At 67.8% G+C, this 19,240-nt stretch carries 24 protein-coding genes; 8 read left to right on the forward strand and 16 right to left on the reverse strand.

The genetic code is table 11. The annotated features are described in order from the left end of the window. Positions 1–19: 19 nt before the first annotated feature. Positions 20–706, forward strand: coding sequence for a GntR family transcriptional regulator (locus RIC54_RS09055; RefSeq protein ID WP_350087124.1), 687 nt, complete (start codon positions 20–22; stop codon positions 704–706). A 21-nt stretch (positions 707–727) separates the two neighbouring features. Here the strand turns inward: RIC54_RS09055 and RIC54_RS09060 are convergent, their stop codons facing one another. The 5 genes from RIC54_RS09060 to RIC54_RS09080 all read right to left on the reverse strand — a co-directional run bounded on the left by RIC54_RS09060 (position 728) and on the right by RIC54_RS09080 (position 4,166). Continuing rightward, on the reverse strand, positions 728–1,426 hold the full coding sequence (locus RIC54_RS09060; protein WP_350087127.1) for a ferredoxin: 699 nt from the start codon (positions 1,424–1,426) through the stop codon (positions 728–730). Further along, positions 1,423–2,697, reverse strand: coding sequence for a glycerate kinase type-2 family protein (locus RIC54_RS09065; RefSeq protein ID WP_350087926.1), 1,275 nt, complete (start codon positions 2,695–2,697; stop codon positions 1,423–1,425). The genes RIC54_RS09060 and RIC54_RS09065 overlap by 4 nt, the downstream gene beginning before the upstream one ends. Positions 2,698–2,723: 26 nt before the next feature. After that, a complete protein-coding gene (locus RIC54_RS09070; RefSeq protein ID WP_350087130.1) occupies positions 2,724–3,452 on the reverse strand; it encodes an RraA family protein in 729 nt (242 codons plus the stop codon). Between the two features lie 60 nt (positions 3,453–3,512). Continuing rightward, positions 3,513–3,761 carry a hypothetical protein gene (locus RIC54_RS09075; RefSeq protein WP_350087133.1) on the reverse strand — a complete coding sequence of 83 codons (249 nt, stop codon included), beginning with the start codon at positions 3,759–3,761 and terminating at the stop codon, positions 3,513–3,515. Positions 3,762–3,923: 162 nt separating this feature from the next. Further along, on the reverse strand, positions 3,924–4,166 hold the full coding sequence (locus RIC54_RS09080; protein WP_350087136.1) for a hypothetical protein: 243 nt from the start codon (positions 4,164–4,166) through the stop codon (positions 3,924–3,926). 194 nt (positions 4,167–4,360) lie between these two features. Here RIC54_RS09080 and RIC54_RS09085 point away from each other — a divergent pair, with 194 nt between their 5' ends. Beyond that, positions 4,361–6,079, forward strand: coding sequence for a thiamine pyrophosphate-binding protein (locus RIC54_RS09085; protein ID WP_350087139.1), 1,719 nt, complete (start codon positions 4,361–4,363; stop codon positions 6,077–6,079). Here the strand turns inward: RIC54_RS09085 and RIC54_RS09090 are convergent. Next, the gene (locus RIC54_RS09090; protein ID WP_350087142.1) at positions 6,060–6,983 is read right to left on the reverse strand and encodes a LysR family transcriptional regulator; all 924 of its coding nucleotides are present in this window, start codon (positions 6,981–6,983) and stop codon (positions 6,060–6,062) included. The genes RIC54_RS09085 and RIC54_RS09090 overlap by 20 nt on opposite strands. A gap of 125 nt (positions 6,984–7,108) precedes the next feature. On the opposite strand from RIC54_RS09090, the gene RIC54_RS09095 reads away from it, so the two are divergent. Further along, positions 7,109–7,531, forward strand: a complete 423-nt coding sequence (locus RIC54_RS09095) for a DoxX family protein (RefSeq protein ID WP_350087145.1) — start codon at positions 7,109–7,111, stop codon at positions 7,529–7,531. A 27-nt stretch (positions 7,532–7,558) separates the two neighbouring features. Next, on the forward strand, positions 7,559–8,344 hold the full coding sequence (locus RIC54_RS09100) for a DODA-type extradiol aromatic ring-opening family dioxygenase (protein WP_350087148.1): 786 nt from the start codon (positions 7,559–7,561) through the stop codon (positions 8,342–8,344). On the opposite strand, the gene RIC54_RS09105 is transcribed toward RIC54_RS09100, so the two are convergent. The 3 genes from RIC54_RS09105 to RIC54_RS09115 form a co-directional block, all read right to left on the reverse strand. Further along, positions 8,329–8,916, reverse strand: coding sequence for a PAS domain-containing protein (locus tag RIC54_RS09105; RefSeq protein ID WP_350087151.1), 588 nt, complete (start codon positions 8,914–8,916; stop codon positions 8,329–8,331). The genes RIC54_RS09100 and RIC54_RS09105 overlap by 16 nt on opposite strands. 148 nt (positions 8,917–9,064) lie before the next feature. Then, positions 9,065–9,616, reverse strand: a complete 552-nt coding sequence (locus RIC54_RS09110; RefSeq protein ID WP_350087154.1) for a thioredoxin family protein — start codon at positions 9,614–9,616, stop codon at positions 9,065–9,067. Between the two features lie 25 nt (positions 9,617–9,641). Beyond that, the gene (locus RIC54_RS09115) at positions 9,642–9,827 is read right to left on the reverse strand and encodes a hypothetical protein (RefSeq protein ID WP_350087157.1); all 186 of its coding nucleotides are present in this window, start codon (positions 9,825–9,827) and stop codon (positions 9,642–9,644) included. Positions 9,828–9,913: 86 nt separating this feature from the next. Here RIC54_RS09115 and RIC54_RS09120 point away from each other — a divergent pair, with 86 nt between their 5' ends. Then, positions 9,914–10,849, forward strand: a complete 936-nt coding sequence (locus RIC54_RS09120; RefSeq protein WP_350087160.1) for a VOC family protein — start codon at positions 9,914–9,916, stop codon at positions 10,847–10,849. A gap of 36 nt (positions 10,850–10,885) precedes the next feature. On the opposite strand, the gene RIC54_RS09125 is transcribed toward RIC54_RS09120, so the two are convergent. Further along, the gene (locus RIC54_RS09125; RefSeq protein WP_350087163.1) at positions 10,886–11,539 is read right to left on the reverse strand and encodes a glutathione S-transferase family protein; all 654 of its coding nucleotides are present in this window, start codon (positions 11,537–11,539) and stop codon (positions 10,886–10,888) included. 243 nt (positions 11,540–11,782) lie between these two features. Between RIC54_RS09125 and RIC54_RS09130 the strand changes: the two genes are divergently transcribed. After that, positions 11,783–12,535: an FkbM family methyltransferase gene (locus RIC54_RS09130; protein WP_350087166.1), complete on the forward strand. Its 753-nt coding sequence runs from the start codon at positions 11,783–11,785 to the stop codon at positions 12,533–12,535. A 73-nt stretch (positions 12,536–12,608) separates the two neighbouring features. Here RIC54_RS09130 and RIC54_RS09135 read toward each other — a convergent pair whose 3' ends face one another. The 3 genes from RIC54_RS09135 to otnI are packed head-to-tail and all read right to left on the reverse strand — an operon-like array spanning position 12,609 to position 14,843. Continuing rightward, the gene (locus tag RIC54_RS09135) at positions 12,609–13,070 is read right to left on the reverse strand and encodes a YybH family protein (protein WP_350087169.1); all 462 of its coding nucleotides are present in this window, start codon (positions 13,068–13,070) and stop codon (positions 12,609–12,611) included. A gap of 32 nt (positions 13,071–13,102) precedes the next feature. Next, entirely contained in the window at positions 13,103–14,068 is a 966-nt protein-coding gene (denD, locus tag RIC54_RS09140) for a D-erythronate dehydrogenase (protein ID WP_350087172.1), read from the reverse strand. Position 14,069: 1 nt separating this feature from the next. Continuing rightward, the gene (otnI, locus tag RIC54_RS09145; protein ID WP_350087175.1) at positions 14,070–14,843 is read right to left on the reverse strand and encodes a 2-oxo-tetronate isomerase; all 774 of its coding nucleotides are present in this window, start codon (positions 14,841–14,843) and stop codon (positions 14,070–14,072) included. Positions 14,844–14,942: 99 nt separating this feature from the next. Here otnI and otnK point away from each other — a divergent pair, with 99 nt between their 5' ends. Continuing rightward, positions 14,943–16,217 carry a 3-oxo-tetronate kinase gene (gene otnK / locus RIC54_RS09150; protein WP_350087178.1) on the forward strand — a complete coding sequence of 425 codons (1,275 nt, stop codon included), beginning with the start codon at positions 14,943–14,945 and terminating at the stop codon, positions 16,215–16,217. Positions 16,218–16,291: 74 nt separating this feature from the next. On the opposite strand, the gene RIC54_RS09155 is transcribed toward otnK, so the two are convergent. Beyond that, on the reverse strand, positions 16,292–16,735 hold the full coding sequence (locus RIC54_RS09155) for a hypothetical protein (RefSeq protein WP_350087181.1): 444 nt from the start codon (positions 16,733–16,735) through the stop codon (positions 16,292–16,294). A gap of 110 nt (positions 16,736–16,845) precedes the next feature. Between RIC54_RS09155 and RIC54_RS09160 the strand changes: the two genes are divergently transcribed. After that, on the forward strand, positions 16,846–17,907 hold the full coding sequence (locus RIC54_RS09160) for a GlxA family transcriptional regulator (RefSeq protein ID WP_350087184.1): 1,062 nt from the start codon (positions 16,846–16,848) through the stop codon (positions 17,905–17,907). Here RIC54_RS09160 and RIC54_RS09165 read toward each other — a convergent pair. Both RIC54_RS09165 and RIC54_RS09170 read right to left on the reverse strand, forming a co-directional pair. Beyond that, positions 17,846–18,439, reverse strand: a complete 594-nt coding sequence (locus RIC54_RS09165) for a DUF1223 domain-containing protein (protein WP_350087187.1) — start codon at positions 18,437–18,439, stop codon at positions 17,846–17,848. The two genes, RIC54_RS09160 and RIC54_RS09165, sit on opposite strands and share 62 nt — an antisense overlap. 204 nt (positions 18,440–18,643) lie before the next feature. Next, on the reverse strand, positions 18,644–19,153 hold the full coding sequence (locus RIC54_RS09170) for a DUF2061 domain-containing protein (protein ID WP_350087190.1): 510 nt from the start codon (positions 19,151–19,153) through the stop codon (positions 18,644–18,646). Between the last annotated feature and the right edge of the window lie 87 nt (positions 19,154–19,240).

Consider the following 19,240-nt stretch of genomic DNA (forward strand, 5'->3'; position numbering starts at 1 on the left):
AGCGATGGCGGAACTTGCGATGACATCCAGCCTGGAATCTCTGGCGGTCGACGGTGCCCTGCGTCACCGCACCGCGACCGAGTTCGTCGAGGCGACGCTGAAGGCGGCGATCCTGGACGGCCGGCTGGCCGGCGGGCTGCCGCTGCGCCAGGAGGAGGTGGCGGCGGTGTTCGGGGTCAGCCGGATGCCGGTGCGCGAGGCGATGCGCCGGTTGGAGGCGCAGGCCCTGCTCGACTTCGTGCCGCACAAGGGGGCGGTGGTCACCGAGATCTCGGCTGAGGACGCCGCCGACAACTACGCGATCCGCCGGGCGTTGGAGCCGGCGGCGCTCACCCTGTCGATCCCGAAGCTGACCGCCGACGACTTCGCGCGGGCGGGGGACCTGATCGCGGAGATGGATTCCGAAGCCGACGAGGGCCGGGTCGGCGAGCTGAACCGCCGTTTCCACATGGCGCTGTACGCCCGCGCCGGACGCGCCAAGCTGCTGGCGCTGGCCGAGCAGCAGCTGGCGGTCGCCGACCGCTATCTGCGTTTCCACCTTGCCGCCAAGGGGCGCGAGCACCTGTCCCAAGACGAGCACCGCGCCCTGCTGGCCGCTGCCGAACGGCGCGACACCGATGCCGCCGTGGCGGTGCTGCTGGAGCACGTCGATACCGCGGCAGCGACCATTGCGGCGTTCTTCCGTGAGCGGGACAGCGGTCGCTAACGCTCCGAGGGGCCGAGTCCGCTACCCTTGCCCGTCCAGGAACGCCGCCATGTGGAATGCTTGTTGCTCGTCGCTCCACGCCCAGTCCGGTCCGACCGGGCAGGCGTGGCGGGCTCGGCAACCGTGTTGTCGGCAAGCGGTCCCGGCGTCCGAGCGGACGTGGGCGGCGCAGGCGGCGACGTCGTAGCGGCTGCCGTCGAAGGCGCCGACCGGGCAAGCGGCCAGGCACGGCTTGGCAACGCAGGTCGCGCACGGCGGCGGCGCCTCGGCGCGCGGCGGCAGTTCGCGGCGGTCCGGGAAGACCAGGGCGGCGCGCAGGGCGTGCCACAGGCCGTACCGGGGGTGGATCAGCAGGCCGAGCGGGCTTGGGTGCACCGCTTCGGCGCGCATCGCCCAGCGCTGGAACGGCTGATAGGGCGGGCCGTCGTTCGGCAGGACCAGGGTGGCGCCGCAACCCACGGCGATCGGGCTCAAGACCGTGCGGGTCCAGCGGTCGAGCGGATCGGGGCCGGGGAAGGTGCCGCGTTCGGCGCTGAAGCGTTGCCACAGCCACGGCCCGGCGTGGCCGATCACCACCACGGTACCGGCTGGCGGCGCGAGCCCGGCGGTGTCGGGATCGTTAGCTTCAGGGTGGAAGCCGCCGCCGAGCCGGAAGCCGAGTGCCTCGATCGGCGCCGCCAACCCGGCCCACCAGCCCCCGTTGCCGGCCAACCGGCTCACGGCAATACCAATACCGCCCGGAAGTCGTTGACGTTGGTCAGGGTCGGGCCGGTGATCAGCAGCCGGTCGAGCGCCTCGAACGCGCCGTAGCCGTCGTTGTTGGCCAGGTGGGCGACCAGGTCGACGCCGGTGGCGCCAGCACGCTCCAGATCGCCGGGCAGGAACAGCGCGCCGGCGTTGTCCTCGGTACCGTCGATGCCGTCGGTGTCGCCGGCGACCGCGGCGATGCCGGCGGCGATGTCGCCGCAGCGCCGCTCGACGGCCACCGCCAATGCCACAAGGAACTCGGCGTTGCGGCCGCCGCGGCCCTGTCCGCGCACGGTCACCGTGGTCTCGCCCCCGGACAACAGAACCGCCGGAGCCTCGGCCGGCTGGCCGTGGCGCGCGATCTGTGCCGCGATCCCGGCCATCACCGTGGCGACCTCGCGGGATTCGCCCTCGATGGCGTCGCCGAGGATCACCGGGGTCACCCCGGCGGCGCGGGCCACGTCGGCGGCGGCCTCAAGCGAGGCCTGGGGGCGGGCGACCATCACGGTCTCCACCCCCCCGAACAGCGCGTCGCCGGGCTTCGGCGTCTCGTAGGCCGGATCGGACAGGGCGCGCGCCACCGCGGCCGGCGGCTCGATGGCAAACTTGGCGAGCACGGCGCGGGCGTCGGCCAGGGTGGTCGGGTCCGGGACCGTCGGCCCGGAGCCGATGACGTCGAGGTCGTCGCCCGGCACGTCGGAGATCAGGAAGGCGTGGACCCGGGCCGGCGACGCGGCGGCGGCGAGCCGCCCGCCCTTGATCGCCGACAGGTGCTTGCGCACCGCGTTCATCTCGTGGATTGAAGCGCCGGACTTCAGCAGGGCGCGGTTGACCGCCTGCTTGTCCTCCAGGGTGACGCCGTCGGCCGGCAGGGCCAGCAGCGCGGAGGCGCCACCGGAAACCAGCGCGATTACCCGGTCGTCGGCGCCAAGACCGCGCACCAGTTCCAGCATCCGGGCGGCGGCGTCTCGGCCGGCGGCGTCCGGCACCGGGTGCGAGGCTTCCACCACCTCGATTCGCTCGGTCCGACAGCCATGGCCGTAGCGGGTGACGACCAGACCCTCGATCGCGGCGCCCGGCGCGTGCTGGTCCCACACAGCCTCGGTGGCGGCGGCCATGGCGGCGGCGGCCTTGCCGGCACCGATCACCACGGTTCGACCGGTGCAGGGCGCCTGGGCCAACGGCACCAGGAACGGCGGCAGGCAGATCTTCGGGTCGGCGGCGTCCAGGGCTGCCTGGAACATCCGGCGCAGCAGGGTTTCGGCGTCGATCACGGCTGGTGCGCCCCCGACGCTTTCCAAGCCTCGTATTCGGCTTTGGCTTCGGGATTCGGCGGGTACAGCCCGATCGTCGGCCGGCCTTCCTCGACCCGGGCCTGGACCCAGCGTTCGAACCGGTCCTGCTCGACCGCGTCGGCCGCGACCTCGCGGGCCAGCTTGCGCGGCACCACCACCACGCCGTCGCCATCGCACACCAGGATGTCGCCGGGGAAAATCGTGACGTTGCCGCAGGCGATCGGACCCTGCACGCCGCCGCCGGACATCTCGGTCAGCGACGCCGGAGCGGCCGTGCCCAGGCACCAGACCGGCAGGCCGGTGGCCGTCACCCCAGCCCCGTCGCGCACGGCGCCATCGGCCACCACTGCGGCGACGCCGCGCTTGGCGAGCCGCGCCGCCAGGATGTCGCCGAGCGAGCCGGTGGTGGAAATGCCGCGGGCCTCGACCGCCAGGATGGCGCCGGGCGGGCACTCCTCGATCGCGGCGCGGGGCCCATAGCCGGGCGCGCCCAGCACCGACGGATCGGACAGATCCTCGCGCAGCGGCAGGAAGCGCAGGGTATAAGCCTCGCCGACCACGCAGCCCTGGCCAGGGGCCAGCGGCTTCACCCCGGCGATCGAGGTGCGGCGCAATCCGCGTTTGAGCAATTGCATCGATACGGTCGCCGTGCCGACCGTCCGCAGGCGATCCATCGTCTGGGCGAGCGCTTCGTCCTGAGACATCCGACTTCCTCCGTGGAAACGCGGGCAGTCTGCCGCGCGCCGCCGGGCAGGACAATCGGATCAGTGAAACGGCGATTCGTAGCGGTCGTCGATCTCCGGCACCAAGGCGGCGGCCAGCCGTCGGATGCTGGGCGGCAACGTGCTCATGGCGGGAGACAGATCGATGGGGATGGCCGTTTCGGCGGAAACCGTCGCGGCGGCCACCTTCAGGTCTTCGGCCGCCGACTCGAGAACCGAGCGTTGTTCGGCCGGCAGAGACCGGGCTACGTCGAGGACAATTTCGGCGGCAAGCAACAGGCGTCCCGGCATGTCGTGTCCTTCCATCACGTTGGACTGCCAGCCGACGTGTCAGCTTCACACGGAAGCGTGAGGCAGACCGTATGACGAAGGAAGCTTAGATTTTATTTAAATTTGTCGATATTAGGATTTGTACGGACTTGGACTGTGGACTCTGCCGAACCGGCCAACTGATCAGTCGCGCAGCGGAGACGCGGATTCCGGGCAGAATACTGCAGCCAGATGCCGGATACTCGGCAGGATACGCTGCATCTCGGCGTCCATATTCGGATTCAGATGGTTCAGGGCCAGGAGCCGTCTGCTCTCGGCCTCCAAGGACTCTGCCAGCTTGATGAGCGCATCGCGATCGACGACGACAGCGTCATTGGCGGCGACGTCACGAACGATCTCGGCGGCGAGGATGAGGCGTCGCGGCATGTATGATCCAACGAAGAATGAATTAGCGTGTGCGAATAGAAACGATTCCCGCGCCCTGGTAAACGACTCTCGTGCCAATTTCAAACAAATGCATTGCACCAGCGGCGTCATTCCCGTGGCCGGCTTGTCATCGGCAACCGCTCGCGTATCGTCGCGTGTCCCAAAAGCCGTATGACACATCGAGAGTGACGCAGATGACCAGCCAGAAGCCGGCCGACAGCAGCAACCGGATGACCGGCGCGGAGGCGGTGGTCCGCACCCTGCAGGCGCATGGCGTCGACCGGATCTTCGGGTTGTGCGGCGATACCAGCCTGCCGTTCTACGACGCACTGCACGGTATCGGCGGCGGCATCAGCCACGTCCTGACCCGCGACGAGCGGTCGGCCGCCTATATGGCCGACGGCTACGCCCGGGTGTCGGGCAAGGTGGGGATCTGCGAAGGGCCGTCGGGTGGCGGCGCCACATACATCCTGCCGGGCGTCGTAGAAGCCAACGAAAGCTCGGTGCCGATCCTGGCGATCACCACCGACATTTCCGTCAGTTCACGTGGCAAGTACGCGCTGACCGAACTGGACCAGAAGGCGCTGTTCCGGCCGCTGGCCAAGTGGAACGCCGTGCTGGATCGCGCCGAGGACGTGCCCCGCACCCTGCGCGCGGCGTTCAGGGCCATGACCACCGGGCGGCCGGGCGCTGCGCACATTGGCTTGCCGTTCGACGTGCAGAAGGGTGCGGTCGACGCCGATGATGTCTGGGGCGACCCGACCCTGGGGACATGGCCGGCGCGGCGCAGCGCACCCGACCCCGCGGCGGTGGAGGCGGCAGCCGACGCGCTGGCCTCTGCGAAGTTCCCGGTGATCATCGTCGGTGGCGGTCCGGTCATCGCCGGCGCGTTTGACGAGTTGCGCGTGGTGGCCGAAGCGCTGGGTGCCGTCGTGGCGACCACGATCAGCGGACAGGGCGCCATCGGCGACGGCCATCCGCTGGCGCTTGGCGTGGTCGGCAGCAACGGCGGGGTCGTCGAGACCCGCGATGTGGTGACGGCGGCCGACCTGGTGTTTTTCGTCGGATGCCGCGCCGGATCGGTTACCACCGAGCGGTGGCGGTTCCCCGAGCCGGGCCGAACCCGGATCGTGCACCTGGACAGCGACCCGCAGGTCATCGGCGCGACCTACCCGACCGAGGTCGCGCTGGTCGGCGACGCGAAGCTCGGCCTTGCCGCCATTGCCGTCGCTCTGGCTAAGAAGGGGGTGGCGCGCGACGGCGCCGATGCGGCGGCCAAGGTGGCCGATGCCCGGCAGCGCAAGTACGCGTCGTTCCGCGCGCTGGCGGAGAGCGACGAGATGCCGATCCGCCCGGAGCGGCTGGTGGCGTCCCTGCAGCGCGTGCTGCCGGAGGATTCGGTGGTGGTTGCCGATCCCGGTACGCCATGCCCTTACCTGTCGGCGTATCTCGACTGGGAGCAGACCGGACGGCGGTTCTTCTCAAACCGGGCACACGGAGCGCTCGGCTACTCGATGGCTGCGGCGACCGGGGCGCACTACGGCCGACCGTCGGCCAAGGTCGTCAGCATCATGGGCGACGGCAGCTTCGGCTTCACGGCGGGCGAACTCGAGACCATCGCCCGCCTTGGCGCGCCGATCACCATGATCGTGGTGTCGAACGCCGTGTATGGCTGGATCAAGGCCGGCCAGAAGACCGGCTTCGGCGCGCGGTACTACTCCGTCGATTTCTCGCGCACCGATCACGCACGGGTCGCCGAGGCGTTTGGCGTCAAGGCCTGGACCGTCAGCGATCCCGCTGAGCTCGACGGGACGCTGAGAAAGGCGCTCGAGCACAACGGTCCAAGCCTGGTCGACGTCCTGTGCCAGCCACTGCACGAGGCGCGCGCGCCGGTCAGCGAGTGGGTGGCATAGTCGACGAGGCCCACGGCGGCACACGGAAACACTCGGCGAGGTGGTCGACGAAGGCCCGGACTTTTGCGGCAACATGCCGGCTCTGATGGTGCACCGCGTGGATGTCGAGGTCGGGGACGCCCCAGTCCGGGAGCACCGGAACCAAACGTCCGTCGGCCAGGTACGGGCCGAGAATGAAGCTCGGCTGCAGGATCACTCCGGCACCACCCGCCGCAATTTCGGTGAGAACGTCGCCGTTGTTGGCGGTCAGGCGCGGCCCGAGGCGGACGACGGCCTCACGGCCGTCGGCGCTGGTGAACCGCAACCCGGTGGTGCCAGTCGAGTAGGTGTAGCCGAGCCAGGTGTGGTCGCCCAGGTCGCTTGGCTCCGTCGGCAATCCATGCTTTGCCAGATAGGCTGGGCTGGCAGCCAGCCGGACCTCCACCGTCCCGAGGCGCTTGGCGATCAGGCTGGAGTCCGACAACCGGCCGATCCGGATGGCGACGTCGTAGCCTTCCTCGATCAGGTCGACGATACGGTCATTGACCGTCAACTCCACGGTCAGGCCAGGATGCTGCTCCAGGAAACTCGGCAGAGCCGCGGCGAGGTGGGCACGGCCGAAAGATACCGGACCGTTGACCCGCAACGTCCCGCGTGGTGCCGCGCGTTCGCCACGAACCTCGGTCTCGGCGTCGTCAAAGTCCGCCAGCAGCCGCCGGGCGCGTTCGAGATAGCCGAGGCCTGCTTCCGACAGGCTCACCCGTCGCGTGGTCCGGTGCAGCAGGCGGACACCGAGCCGGTCTTCAAGCACGTGGATATGCCGGCTGGCCATGGCCCTGGACAGGCCGAGCCGCTCGGCGGCGGCCGAGAAGCCGCCGGTGTCAGCGACGGCAACGAAGGTCTGGAGGAGCGTGAGGCGATCCATTGTCAATTATTATGAGATAATAATTCTGATGTGAATGAAATTGTCTCACGAAGCCCACGCCACATCTTTCGTCGCAGTGATTGGCCCGCCGATGGCCGGGGGGCGACGAAGATGGAGACAGAGAGATGACCGACGATAAGGCTGCAGCTTATGCAGCGCTCCTGCTGCGGTTGACGATTGGTGTCGCAATGCTGGCGCACGGCGCGCTCAAAGTGTTCGTGTTCACGGTTCCCGGGACCGTGCAGTTCTTCGAATCCGTGGGCTACCCGGCGCTGTTCGCGTACCTCGTCATTCTGGCCGAGTTCGGCGGCGGGGCGGCATTATTGCTCGGCATCGCGGTCCGACCGGTGGCATTGGCACTCATTCCCGTCATGATCGGCGCCACGTTGCAGCACGCCGGCAATGGCTGGCTGTTCAGCGCTCCGGGCGGAGGATGGGAGTTCCCGGCATTCTGGACAGTAACGCTTGTCGTACAGGCACTGCTTGGGGCTGGTGCCCTCGCCGTTCGCCTGCCGGTGCCGGCGGCGATCCCGGCCTGGACGCGCTGAGCGGTGGGAAAGGGAGGAGACGGTCTCATGGCAACGATGCCCGCGCTGTTCGTCAGCCACGGTGCGCCGACCCTGGTTATTGATGATGTCCCGGCCCGCGCCTTCCTGGCACGGGTCGGAGAAGAACTTGGACGCCCGACGGCGATCGTGGTCGTCAGCGCTCACTACGAGGCGTCCGGCGTCCGGGTGAACGACGCCGCGCACCCTCGGACGATCCACGACTTTGGCGGGTTCCCGGCGGCGCTGTACGAGATTCAATACGGCGCGCCGGGCGACCCGGCGTTGGCCGGGGAGATCGTCGAACTCGCCCGAGGCGCCGGCCTGGATGCTGCGACCGACCAGCGCTGGGGCTTCGACCACGGCGTGTGGGTGCCATTGTCGCTGATGTATCCGGACGCCGGGATTCCCGTCGTCGCGGTGTCGGTGGATCCCTCGGCCGGCCCGGCGCATCACCACGCTTTGGGCGTCGCGCTGTCGGGATTGCGCGAACGCGGCGTACTGGTGATCGGTTCGGGGTCGTTCACCCACAACCTGCACGAAATTCCGCGACCGTTTCGTCAGGTCGACACCCCGGCGCCGGACTGGGTCCAGGAATTCGCGGACTGGTCGGCCACGGCGATCATCGAGGGGCGCAGCGACGACCTGCTTGACTACCGTCGCCTCGCCCCGCACGGAGCGCGGAACCATCCGACGGAAGAGCATTTCATGCCATTGTTTGCGGCGATGGGGGCCGGCGGCGGCGTGCCAGGTCGCCGGTTGCACGACAGCACGACCTTTGCGGTGCTCCGCATGGATGCTTATGCCTTTGGCTGAGGGCCTTCAGCGGTGGTGGGCAGGTGGCGGGCCTCGATGTAGGTGATCCGGATCCGGCGGTCCGCTTTGTCGATCGCGCCGATTGCGCCGGTCCGAACGGTGAGGCCGATCAGGCCGGTAACCGGTCCGTTGTCGGTTTCGGCAAGCGGAAGCAGCAGCCGCTCTCCAACGGCTGCCCGGTTGGACAGACTGTAGATGAGACCCTGCATGTGGATGATTGCGCCCCGCACCGGCAGTGGTTTCCAGCGATTGATCACCATGGCGGCTTCGGACGGGACCAGCAGTTCGTCCAGATGCATGCCGCGCACGCTGTGTCGGCCGGTAAAATCGGTATACATCGCTTCGACTTCCGAGCCGGCAACACGGTACCGGAACCTGCCTGACGCCGGATCATAGTCGACCAGATACAGACGGGAGAGGGCCCAAGGGATGTCAGTCGGATCGATGTCGGCTCGCGTCGGCATGATTCGATCGCAGCGTTTGATCAGCCAGTAGTCCGCAAGGCGACGTAGGTCACGGTGCTGCACGACCGAGAGATCGCGCCCTTCGAACCGGCTTTCCTCGACAATCATTGATCCCAATCCCCGCCCGACATCGGCCGAGCCGCGACACGCGTGTCGAACATGATTTGACGCAGAGAACCCGCAGTTCAATCGAATTGTCGTAAATTACGATACTATTGTGAACGCCAATATTACCGGCAACCGATTAAACTACTGGTTATGCCGGACTCTTCCATTTGATGGAGCATCCCATCGACGGAATCTGCCCGGTCGGTCCGTCGCCGGTTGCTGCGACCTGCCGCATGGCTTCGAGCAGGTCCCGCCGGGCGTCGGGAACCGGGGTGGTCTTCGAGGCGTCCAGCCGCCCGCGGTACCGCAAGTCCAAGGTGGAGTTGTAGCCGAAGAAGTCAGGGGTACACACGGCGTCGTAGGCTCGCGCGACATTCTGGCTCTCATCCAGAAGATACGGAAACGGCAGTGCGTGCTCCGCTGCAAAGGCGCGCATCTTGTCGGGCGCGTCCTCCGGATAGGCCCGATGGTCGTTCGACATGATCGCCGCCACCCCGACGCCTTCCTTGAGCAGGACGCGTGAGTCCTCGACGATCCGTCCAATCACCGAACGTACGTAGGGACAGTGATTGCAGATGAACATGATTACGGTGCCGCGCTCGCCACGGACATCGGCAAGCCGCACGGTGTCGCCGTGGAGGTCGGGCAGCGCGAAATCCGGCGCCCGTGATCCGAGCCCGGATGACGGCGGTGCCGTCACGATCGAGTCTCCGGCTGCTGGCCGATCACCCGGACAGGGCTTCGATCAACCAGGCATAAGCGGCGATGGCAGCGGCCATCATCGTGCCGACGATGAGGGTGTCGGAGAGATCGGCTCGGCCGGCTCTTGCGGTCAGAGGGCTGCGGCACTGGCAGCGGCGCAAACACTCCATCATGGCATCCTCCTTGTCGAACCCGGGAGGACGAGTCATCCCCGCTTTCGCCCCGGGTCTGCGTCCCGCTATCATGGTCGAACGGGACAACGACGAAAAGCCCATCATCGGAATAGGGCAGCTTCATGGCAACGCGACGACAACTCCCCGGTTCCGGCGAGACGTTTCTCGACCATCTCGGGCATTTTGTACCGGACATGGATGCCGCGCACCGCGCCTTGGCCAGGCTCGGTTTCGTGCAAACGCCCTATACGGTGCACCAGACAACACCAGGCCCGGGTGCGGCGCCGCTTCCAGGCGGTACGGCCAATCGATGCGTGATGCTGCACGAAGGTTACATCGAAGTGCTATGTGTGGTTGATCGTGATCACCCCACAGGCGCCCGCACACAGCGACAGTTGGAGCGCTACACCGGCGTTCACATTGTAGCGATGACCGATCCGGACGCGTTGGCCCGCCGCGACCGGCTGGAGGCTGCCGGGTTCGAGACCCAGGAACCGGTCAACCTGCGCCGTACCGTACCGCTCGCGAACGGCGGTGAAGGCATGGCGGCTTTCACCGTGTGCCGGACGCCGGCGGACGCGATGGCCGAAGGCCGGGTTCAGGTCCTCACGCAACTGACCGAGGAACTGGTCTGGCAGCCACGCTGGATGAACCACGAGAACGGCATCGTCGCCCTGCGCGACGTCGTGATCCTGCCCGAGGATCTGGACGAGGCGGCCGACCGTTATGCGCGGTTCATGGAGGCGCCGCCGAAACGCGTTGCCGAGGACATGATCCGCCTGGAACTGGCACGTGGCGGAGTGGTTCTCACCACGCCGGCCGGCGCGGCCCGCCTGTTTCCGGGTGCCGCCGTACCGCCGGTGCCTGGCATCGTTGGTTACGGCCTGCTGTCGGACGCACTGCCCGCGACCCGGGCGTTCTTCGAAGGGCGCGGGTTCCCGGTGCGCGATACCGGCCCGGGGCTGGCGTGCCTGGCACTGCCAGCCAGTCTGGGCGGCGCCTGGTTGATCGCGGATGACGAACAGGCGTTTCCGTGGAACGGGCGAGCGGCGGGGTAACACGGCGCCGCGTCCGCTGCATCCGGATTCAGACGCTCACTCGTCCAGCCCAATTGCCGCATTCCTGTCGTCGGCCGCAGCGAAGTGCGCCACCTGATCGGCATGGGCCTTCCTGAACGAGGGACGTGCGGTGATCCGAGCCACATAGGCCTCCGTTGCCGGTCTATCTCCGAACGAGCGAACCTTTGCGACGCGGAGGACATCGGCCATCAGCAGGTCCGCCACCGTGAAGCGGTCGGCTACCAGCCAGTCCCGCTGCTTCAGGATGCGCTCGATATGATCGAGGCGGCTTTCCAACCAGTTGGTGAGATGATTGTCCTTCGCGCCGGTCACTTCCAGGTACCACCAGGGAACGGAAACCATCTCAATCGAGTTGAGCGCGGCGATCGTCCATTGCAGCGTGTGAGCTTCCCCGACCGGATCGGACGGCATCAGTTTTTCGCTTTTCCGGGCGAGGTGCAGAAGTCCTGCTCCGCTCTTGAAAATTTCGATCACGCCATCGCTCAGGAACGGGACCTGACCGAACGGTTGACGCGCCAGATGGTCGGCACCGCGCTCGCCGAAAGGGACCGTTCGAACGCAGTAATCAAACCCAGCTTCCTCGCACGCCCATCTCAGCCTTATGTCGCGCACAAAGCCACGGGGACCTTCAGGCACCCAGTCATAGGTCCAAACGATCAGTTCGCTCATAGCAGCACGCCTTTCCCGTACCAGCCACCGAATCGTCCCGCCGCGGCCCGCAAGCGGGCCGCGGCGATGTTGAGCGTAGGGCCTTGGCGCAGCCCCGCCCACATTGACCAACCAGACGTTCACCAGTCGCTTGTCATCCCAACGGCTACGCCGCGATATTTCTGAAGAATCCTGGTCAGTACGAACAAAGTATCGTAAAATCAATGTGTTGGCCTGAAGGTTTCTCCACATTCGAAGAGTGGCATGCCGCTTACGCTCAAAATCCCTCGGAACTGCGTGGTCGGCGATCAGGTCATGCTGCCGTGCCACCGCACGCCCGGCCGCTACACGATGCCGATTCCGACATCGCTGCTGTCCGATGAAGCCGCCCTCTACCTGATCTACCAGGAGCTCAATGACGGCTGGGAGCGTGGTGAACGCGACCTGCTGGACGACATCCTGGGCCCCGGTGGCGTCTTCATCGACGTCGGCGCCCATTGGGGCATCCATACCCTGCACGCTGCCACGGCGGGAGCGACCGTTGTTGCCATCGAGCCGGATCCGTTCAACCGCTCGATGCTGGGTGCCTGGCTGGCCAAGAACGGCCTGACCGGCCACGTGACGGTTGTCGATGCCGCCGTGGCCGACGCGGACGGCACCGCCTACCTGCAACGCAACACCAGCATGGGGCATTCGCTGGTCTTCGATCCTGAGAACCCGGGTGCCAGGTACAACGGCGGGCCCTTCGACAAGCAGCCGATGTATACGCCGACGGCCGTCCGCCGCCTCGATGGCATCACCGTGCCCGAGGGGGCGCCCGTGGTGCTGAAGGTCGATGTCGAGGGCGGTGAGCTCGCGGTCCTACGCGGGGCGAGTGGCTTCCTCGAGACGGGTCGCGTCACCCACATCATCTGGGAGATCAACGCAGGCTACGACACGGTCGGCGGATTCCTGGCCGAGCACGGCTATCGGACGACGCGCATCAATTCAGACAACGCCCTGTCGACACTGGATTAGCCGCCGGTGCACCGATGCCCTCGCTTCGCTTCGGGCGACGTGGGATCATCCAGCCAGCCCTCGCTGGTATCGCCTAGGACTTGGCCGGCCGCTTGCCGTGGCTCGGGGCCTGCGTGCCTGGAGTCAGCGAGACGTGACTGTGGATTGCCTTCCATTTGGCGTTCCGACGCGATCTTGCCAGCGCAACCGTGGCGCGGCCGGGGCGGTTGAAGCGGTTGCCGTCGGGACCGATGCCGGTCGACGAAAAGGTGATGACCGCCATAGCCAGGCGCTGGTCGGGTGAGATCGCCACCTTCAGGGTCGGCAGGTTGAAGCTGAAATCCTCGATGGTCGGCCAGACCGACCGCCACTGGTCGTTCTCCAGCGCATCCAGCCCCTCGACCACGTCCATGTGAGTGCCGAAGCTGGCGACGTTGTCCTCGAACAGCGCCCGGGCCGGCACGAAGTCAACCTCGGCGACGTTCACGCTCCACTCTGCGAACCACTGGCGGATCGCGTTGTAGTCGTCCTCGGGAACGTTCCAGGTGAAGGTCATGGCGCCTTCCTTTCGTATGCTCCTGCGGGCCTCTATGCAGGGCGGTTCGGCAGTTCGTCCTCGATGAACGCCTTGATCACCGACTCCATGCCGGGGTCGCGGTGGAAGCCCATGGCGTCGGCCCGGACGGTTTCGAAGCGTGCCGGCCAACCATAGACGATTTTCTCGATCAGCGGATCGCGCTGCCACTTTACCCGCGCGGCCACTTCCGGGCCGGCGATCGCCTCCAGGGCCGCGACCATCTCGCCGACCGTGGTGGTGAAGCCGGGCAGGGCGACGGCACGCCACGGCCCCCAGGCGTCGGCCGGCAGGTCGTGGGCGCGCCTGGTGTTGGCAACGATGGTGCGCGGGCTGGCCAGCCACATCGCGGTCTCCGGCGCCACCGGGCAGACGGCGTCCTGGCCCTGCAGCGGCTCGCGGATGATCGAGCTTGCGAAGGTCGACGCTGCCTTGTTCGGCTTGCCCGGCCGCACCACCACCGTCGGATAGCGCAGCGCCCTTCCGTCAACGAAGCCCTTGCGGCTGTAATCGTTAATCAGCAGTTCGCCGATCGCCTTCTGCACGCCGTAGGAGTTCTGCGGGGTGAGCTGCTGGTTGTCGGTCACCACCTCCGGCAGGTCGCCGCCGTAGGCCGCGCAGGAACTGGCGAACACCAGCCTGGGGCGGTTGCCGTGGCGGCGGGCGATTTCCAGGATGGTACGGGTGGCGTCCAGGTTGACCCGCATGCCCAGGTCAAAATCGGCCTCGGCGCCGGCGCTGACCACGGCGGCCAGATGGAAGACGGAATTGGTGTCCGGGCGGATCGCCTCGGCCAGCAACTCCTCGTCGGTAGCGTCGCCGGTCACCGATACCACGCGGCCGTCGGTTGCGAGGTCGGATGGCGGTGCCACCATGTCGACCAGGGTCAGTCGCTCGACGCCGAGCGCGTTGTCGGCGAGCAGCGAGCGGGCGAGCTTGACGCCGAGGAAGCCGGCGCCGCCGGTAATCGCGATCTTCACGTCAGATTCCCTTCATCCAGGACAGCCCCTCGACCGTGCCGGCCTTCGGCCGGTACTCGCAGCCGACCCAGCCGTCGTAGCCCAGCCGGTCCATCAGGTCGTAAAGATAGGGGTAGTTGATCTCACCCACGTTGGGTTCGTGGCGTTCCGGCACCCCGGCGATCTGCACGTGGCGGACCAGGTCGAACTGCGCCTCGAAGGTCTTGGCGAGGTCACCCTCGACGATCTGTACGTGGTAGAAGTCGAACTGCAGGCCGACATTGTCGCAGGCCACCGCCTCCAGGATCGAGCGGGCCTGGGCCTGGGTGTTCAGGAAGTAGCCGGGGATGTCGCGGGTGTTGATCGGCTCGATGATCAGCGTCTTGCCCTTGGCGGCGGCGATCGGTGCCGCGCGCTTCAGGTTGGCGATCAGGGTCTCGGTGCAGGCGTCCTTGCTGACGCCGGCGGGAACGATCCCGCTCATCACATGCAGCAGGTCGCAGTTCAGGACCTCGGTGTAGCTCAGCGCCAGCTCCAGGGCGGCGTCGAAGTCCGCCTCGCGGCCGGGCATGGCGCCGAACCCGCGGTCGCCCTTGGAGAAATCCCCTGGCGGCAGGTTGAACAGCGCTTGGGTCAGCCCGGCGGCCTCCAGCTTGGCGCGCAGCTCGACTGCGTCCCATTCATAGGGAAACAGGAACTCCACGCCCTTGAACCCGGCCATGGCGGCGGCGTCGAACCGGTCCAGGAAATCGACTTCGTTGAACATCATCGACAGGTTCGCGGCGAACTTCGGCATGGAATCCTACCCTTGCGCTTCTATGATTGCGCCGACGATACGCGCGGCGGGACGGTCGCGCCAAGCCCGCAGACCGAAGAAGCTCAAGAGGACTTGCCTATGCCGCCGATCCTGGGATGCGTAGCCGATGATTTCACCGGCGCCACCGACCTTGCCAACAACCTCGTGCGCGGCGGTCTGCGGACCGTCCAGTTGATCGGGGTGCCGGCGCCCGGTACCGCCGTGCCGGATGTCGACGCGGTGGTGGTCGCGCTCAAGTCGCGGACCAGCCCGGCGGCCGACGCGGTCCGTGAATCGGTCGCGGCCCTCGACTGGCTGAAGGCGGCGGGCTGCCGACGGTACTTCTTCAAGTACTGCTCGACCTTCGATTCCACCGACGAAGGCAATATCGGCCCGGTCGCCGACGCGCTGCTCGACCGGCTCGGCGGCGGCTTCACCATCGCCTGCCCGGCGTTCCCGGAGACCGGGCGAACGATCTTCAAGGGGCACCTGTTCGTCGGCGACACCCTGCTATCCGACAGTTCTATGCGCCACCACCCGCTGACTCCGATGACCGATTCCAACCTGGTAGCGGTGCTCGGCCGCCAGACCCGGCGCAAGGTCGGCCTGATCCAGCACCGCGAGATCACGGGTGGCGCCGACGCGATCCGCGCGAAGATCGACGCGTTGAAGGCCGACGGCATCAGCTACGCGATCGTTGACGCGATCGACGACCAACAGCTTCACGTCATCGGCGAGGCAATCGCCGACCTTGATCTCGTCACCGGCGGTTCCGGCGTGGCGATCGGCCTGCCGGACGCCTACCGGCGGCGCGGGTTGGCGGGAACGACCGGCGGCAGCGCGGCCGAGGTGCCGGCGATCGAAGGCAAGGCCGCGGTGCTGGCAGGGTCCTGCTCGGCAGCGACGCTGGGTCAGATAGCCGAGTGGGAGAAGGTACGGCCGTCCTACAACATCGATCCGATGCGGCTGGCGAACGGCGAGGACGTCGCGGCCGAGGCGCTGGACTTCATCCGGGCGCGCATGGCTGACGGCCCGGTGCTGGTCTACGCCAGCGCGCCACCGGAAACCGTCAAGGCGGTACAGGCCAAGCTGGGCCGCGCCGAAGCCGGCGAGATCGTCGAGCGCGCCATGGCCCGCATCGCCAAGACCCTGGTCGACGACGACGGCGTGCGCCGCCTCGTGGTGGCCGGCGGCGAGACCTCGGGGGCCGTGGTCTCGGCGCTCGGCGTGACCGGCCTGCGGATCGGCGCCCAGATCGACCCGGGCGTGCCGGGCACGGTGACGCTGAACGAACCGTCGATCGCGCTGGCCCTGAAGTCGGGCAACTTCGGCGGCCCGGACTTCTTCACGAAGGCCCTGGCGGCAATGCCGTGAACGTCCCGTCGCCCCGGGATAACAGTCATTCGGGCCGCGAAGGGCAGAGGTGACGGAGCGGTGATCCGGATCGCTCAGGCCGCGACCCGTTCCCGCGCCACCGCGCTGCGGATCGTCTCGACCCTGGCGACCTCGGCCCCGGCGATCCAGTCACCCTCGGTCACGTCGCGGTACAGCACCCAGACCCGCCGGCCCTCGGCCGGGCTCCACGGCGTGCCCTCGGCTGCGAGGCAGGCGCGGGCCAGCCGTTCGGCCAGGGCGGCTTTGCTGTCGGCTGCCAGTGAACCGACCGGCGTGGCGATCTCGATCCGCCACAGCGGCCGGGCCGGGATCGCGCCCGACTTGGTGACGGCGGTGTCCGGCAGGGCGTGCAGGTAGACCCAGGATAACCCGGCGGCCAGACGGCTGTCGCCATAGCCCTCCGCCTCGCGCACCTGCCGGGCGATCGCGTCGGCCAGGACCTGCCGGTCCTCGGCGTCCAGGACGGACTCACTCAGATACACGTCGATCAGCGGCATCGCGCCCTCCATTGCGTCATTCGATGGCGTAAACATCGCGCTTGCGTGCTGATTCGGACAGATGGCAAGATCGACAATATAGAAGGATGATCGGGACAGGAGGGACCCCAATGCGTCGACTGATCCGGGCGGTGCTGCTGATCCGCGACGGCGGTTTCGCGTCGGCGATCGCCGGTCCGGCCGAGATCCTGAGGATGGCCGGGGTGGCGCCGCGGGTGCTGGCCGGCCGGCCGTCGCGACCGTGGTTCCGGGTGACGCTGGCATCGCCGAGCGGCGCGGCGGTCGCTTGCACCGGCGGGCTGAGCATCCAGGCCGAGGCGAAATTGTCGGACCTGTCCGCGCCGGACCTGGTGCTGGTCAGCTCTGCGGGGATCGCCGGCCTGGCGCGCGGCGAGGAGCCGGCGGTCGAGGACGGGGTCGTGGAATGGCTGCGCGCCGCCCATGACGCGGGAGCGGTGGTCGCGGGCGTGTGCTCGGGCGTGTTCTTGATGGGCCGGGCCGGGCTACTGGACGGCCGGCGCTCGACCACCCACTGGGCCTATGCCGACCACTTGCGCCTGGCCTTTCCGCTGACCGATGTCCGGCCGGCCAGCATGGTGGTCGCGGACGGCCGGGTGGTCACCGGCGGCGGGGTAAACGCCGCCACCGACCTCGCGCTGCACCTAGTGGAGCGGTTCTGCGGGCGCGATGAGGCCCGCGATCTGGCCAACGCGCTTGTGCTCGACCTGCCGCGCGCCGCCCAGTCGGAGTATGCGGGGTGGCTCGGCTCGGCGAGCCATGGTGATGACGCGGTCGCCCGGGTCCAGCGGGCGATCGCCGAACGGCCGGAAGCGGCGGACGGCGTCGAGGTCCTGGCGGCGTCGGTGGCGATCAGCCCGCGCAGTCTGGCCCGCCGGTTCCGTGCTGCCACCGGCGAGACGGTGGTGGAGTGCATCCAGCGCCTGCGGGTCGCCAAGGCCCGCGAACTGCTGGAGGGAGAGCGGTTGTCGGTCGACGTGGTGGCGCGCCGTGTCGGCTACGAGGATGTGGCGTTCTTCCGCCGGCTGTTCCGCAAGTACACCGGCCTCACCCCCACCGGCCACCGCCAGCGGTTCGGCAAGCCCGACGCGTTTACAACCGTGCCTGGGCGACGCCCCAGATCGGACCGTGCTCGGCAGCCTGCAGCAGGATGACCAACGTGTCGGCACCGCGATGCCAGGAATCGCTCCGTACCGTCACCGCGAACTCCTTGCCGTTCCAGGTACCGATCCGGCTGATGCTGCGCACTACGCTGTAGTCGGCGAGGACGCGGCCGGAGTTCTCCCCGCGCTTCACCTCCGTCACATGCTCGGCATCGACCGCAGCCAGCAGGACGTCGGCTGGACCGGTGGTCACCGCGGCGGGCACAACCACGGTAATGGCGCCGTCGGAGCGCAGGCCGTATTCGACCGGAATTGCCACCCGTTCCGCAGGTCCCTGATTGTAGCGACCGCGGATTATCGATTCGACCTCTCCACGGCGCGAGCCGACGGCATGGGTGACCCCGTCAATCACCATCTGCGGCGTGTAGATCGTCCGCTGACCCAGCCGGGCGGCATAGGCACGCTGACGCGCGGTGTGCAGAGGATCGCCGAACGGATCCTTCCAGCCGATGTAGTCCCAGTAGTCGACGTGGAACGCCAAGGTGACGACCTCGTCACGCTTGGCCAATTCGCCAAGGAACATGTCGGCGGGAGGGCAGGAACTGCAACCCTGACTGGTGAACAGCTCGACCAAAACCGGACGGTTGGATCGGCCGGCCGCGCGGAGGGGCGTCGCGGCCGCTGCGAGGCCGGCGGCGATCCCGGAAGCCGTAAAGGCGCGTCGCGTTATCATGCCGCAAAAGGTAGTGGCGGCTGCCGTTCACCACCAGTGACGAGGCCGTGAACCTCAGGGCGCGGTTGCCGCGGCCGGTCGGAACGCATCCCAGGCGTATTCGTTGGTGACGAAGATCGCGGTGTCGGTCAGGAAGTTGGCGGCCACGAACCCGGTGGCCGCGGCGACGCTGCCGCCGAAGGCGTAGCCGAGCGCGAAGTTCCGGCTGGAGTTTAGCACCCGGTACAGCACGGTCTTCTCGGCGACGGTCTGGTGGGTCTTGTCCTCCGGCGCCGGGCCGAGGCTCTGCCACGTGTACTCGAACGAGTAGTACAGCGCCGCCGCCGACGCGGCGTTGATCGCGAAGAACCCGCCACCGGCCGCCACGGTGCCGCCGAGCAGCAGGTCATAGAGCACCAGGTCCGAAAGGTTCGCCGCCGCCTGATAGGTCAGAGTCTTGTACAGCGTGCGTTCCCAGACCGGCAGCGGTTCTGAGGCGACTGTCGTCTCCTGGGCACGGACAGGGGATGATGCAACAGCAAGAACCAGGGCGGCACCGACCCAACGACGATGATGTGAAGGCATGGCACGCCCCCGGCTGTGCTGTGCGTATCCGTCTGTTCAAGCGTCGCAGCGAGATTGCTCGAAGTCAAAGTCGAGCGGCTGGGGCTC

Origin of the sequence: Thalassobaculum sp. (assembly GCF_040219215.1) — a bacterium.
GTDB lineage: Bacteria > Pseudomonadota > Alphaproteobacteria > Thalassobaculales > Thalassobaculaceae > Thalassobaculum_A.